General features: G+C 42.2%; 2 protein-coding genes. One reads left to right on the top strand and one right to left on the bottom strand.

Features of this window, described 5'->3' with window-relative positions; all coding sequences use genetic code 11:
* Positions 1-147: 147 nt before the first annotated feature.
* Positions 148-1,845 (top strand): alpha-amylase family protein, encoded by a 1,698-nt coding sequence (locus tag HU824_RS19270; protein ID WP_136010813.1) that lies wholly within the window; start codon positions 148-150, stop codon positions 1,843-1,845.
* A gap of 105 nt (positions 1,846-1,950) precedes the next feature.
* Here HU824_RS19270 and HU824_RS19275 read toward each other — a convergent pair whose 3' ends face one another.
* Complete coding sequence (locus HU824_RS19275) at positions 1,951-2,181, bottom strand: hypothetical protein (protein WP_136010812.1); 231 nt, start codon at positions 2,179-2,181, stop codon at positions 1,951-1,953.
* Positions 2,182-2,462 lie beyond the last annotated feature (281 nt).

Here is a 2,462-nt window from a genome sequence, read left to right on the forward strand (position 1 = left end):
TTTAATGTGTGGTAGGATACCATTAAAGATAATGAAAATCAGCCACTTGGCCTATTTTATTATACTAAATATTATTTACTAACTCATTTGTTTTCAACGGATCAACTGTAATTTTAACGAAGTATTAATAATATAGAAAACAAAGAAATGAATGACAAAAACAAATTGATTATTTATCAAGTGTTCACCCGACTATTCGGAAACAACAATAACCATTGCATCAATAATGGCAGCATCACCGAAAACGGATGCGGCAAGATGGCTGACTTTACAGCCAAGGCGTTGGGGGAAATCAAAAAACTTGGCGCTACACATATCTGGTACACGGGCATCATCGAGCATGCTACGCAAACTGACTACCGCCGTCACAATATCCAACCCGACCATCCGGCTATTGTGAAAGGTAAAGCCGGATCTCCCTATGCCATCAAGGACTATTATGATGTAGATCCGGATCTTGCCAAGGATGTACCGGAACGTATGAAAGAGTTTGAGAATCTGGTGCAGCGCACTCATCGAAGCGGTCTGAAGGTTATCATAGATTTCGTTCCCAACCACGTAGCTCGTCAATATCACTCGGATGCCCAGCCGGATGGCACCTCACAACTGGGTTCAAACGATGATACCAACTATGCATTCAGCCCATATAATAACTTCTATTATATCCCGAAATCGGAACTGCATGGCCAATTTGACATGAAAGGTGCAGCCGCCGAACCTTATAGGGAGTTTCCGGCAAAAGCTACCGGAAACAACCGTTTTGACGCTTATCCAAACATCACTGATTGGTACGAAACTATAAAGTTGAATTATGGAGTGGATTATCAGAACGGCGGAACTTGCCATTTCGACCCCATTCCCGACACATGGGCCAAGATGCTGGATATCATGCTATTCTGGGCGGGAAAGGATATAGACGGTTTCCGCTGCGATATGGCCGAGATGGTTCCTGTAGAATTCTGGGAATGGGCAATTCCGCAGGTAAAGGAGCAATATCCCTCTCTGCTGTTTATAGCCGAAGTCTATAACCCGGGAGAATACAAAAATTACTTGTTTCGTGGCAAATTTGATTATTTATATGACAAAGTAGGACTTTATGATACATTACGAGCTGTTACTTGCGGATATGAATCGGCAACTGCCATCACCCGCTCTTGGCAAAGTCTGGGAGGTATAGAAAAACGCATGCTGAACTTCCTGGAAAACCATGACGAGCAACGCATCGCTTCCGACTTTTTTGCCAGTAACCCGCGCAAGGCGATTCCGGCACTCATTGTATCAGCCTGCATGAACACCAATCCGATGATGATTTATTTCGGTCAGGAGTTTGGTGAGCTGGGCATGGATAGTGAAGGTTTCAGCGGTCGGGACGGACGTACCACCATCTTCGACTATTGGAGTGTAGATGCTATCCGTCGCTGGCGCAATGGCGGCAAGTTTGACGGTAAGATGCTGACGGAAGACCAGAAACACCTATACAGCATTTATAAACGGTTGCTGACTCTTTGCAATGAGGAAAAAGCTATTTCCCAGGGAGATTTCTTCGATTTGATGTATGCCAATGTCAACGGATGGCGCTTTAATGAACATAAGCAATATACATTCCTGCGCAAATTTGAGAGAGACCTGCTGCTGTTCGTCGTGAACTTCGACCATATCTCAGCAGACCTTGCCATTAATATTCCTTCACATGCTTTCGACTTCTTGCAAATACCGCAAATAGACCAGCACAAAGCTACGGAGTTGCTCAGCGGAAAAGAAGAAAGCATAAGTCTGCTTCCCTACAAGGCTACCAATGTGTCCGTCGAAGGATATGGAGGAAAGATACTTAAGATAAAGCTATAATGGAGTCATAGCCCAGATGATTTCATAAAATCCGGCACTGGTTATGCGGAACAACACAGGTTTCATAATCATTTCGTAGTTTTCCGCATAATCAGCGCCAATTCTTTATTGGTTCTCTTCCATATACTCCTTCAGCCGATATAGCCGCGTGATGGCAGGATTATAAAATACATCAGGATAATGTGCATCTATATCACTCAAGTTAGCTTGCACAAAGCGTTTTACATCCACTATGTTCTCAGCATCAGATAATGTTACACTTTGAGGGAAAGATGTACTTTCTGCCCAAGCTATCAGCGATTTAACGCTATCTTCATCAAACTTATATTCGGTCATATTCTACATATTTTCTTGCAAAGATAGTGCAAACCGGATATAGAATAAAACGACCCGCTCATTTTTATGCAAAAGTTATCCTCATCTGCATGAACAAAATCCCAATTTGTTGTGTTATATAAATGTGTTTTTCATAGTATTAGATATAAGATTACACTACTGTCCAATAAAAGTTAGCTAATCGGTCTTTGAAATTATTGAAATACAGTCTTTTAAGCAGTCCTTTAGAATGAAACGGATTTGAATTCGTAGCTTAGCGGTCAAATTGAAGGCCGCTTATG

It is taken from the genome of Bacteroides sp. L10-4 (assembly GCF_013373675.1).
GTDB lineage: Bacteria > Bacteroidota > Bacteroidia > Bacteroidales > Bacteroidaceae > Bacteroides > Bacteroides muris.

Bases quoted from the DNA above. Each gene is read 5' to 3' on its own strand.
- HU824_RS19270 (WP_136010813.1), top strand. From the start codon at position 148: ATGAATGACAAAAACAAATTGATTATTTATCAAGTGTTCACCCGACTA.
- HU824_RS19275 (WP_136010812.1), bottom strand. From the start codon at position 2,181: ATGACCGAATATAAGTTTGATGAAGATAGCGTTAAATCGCTGATAGCT.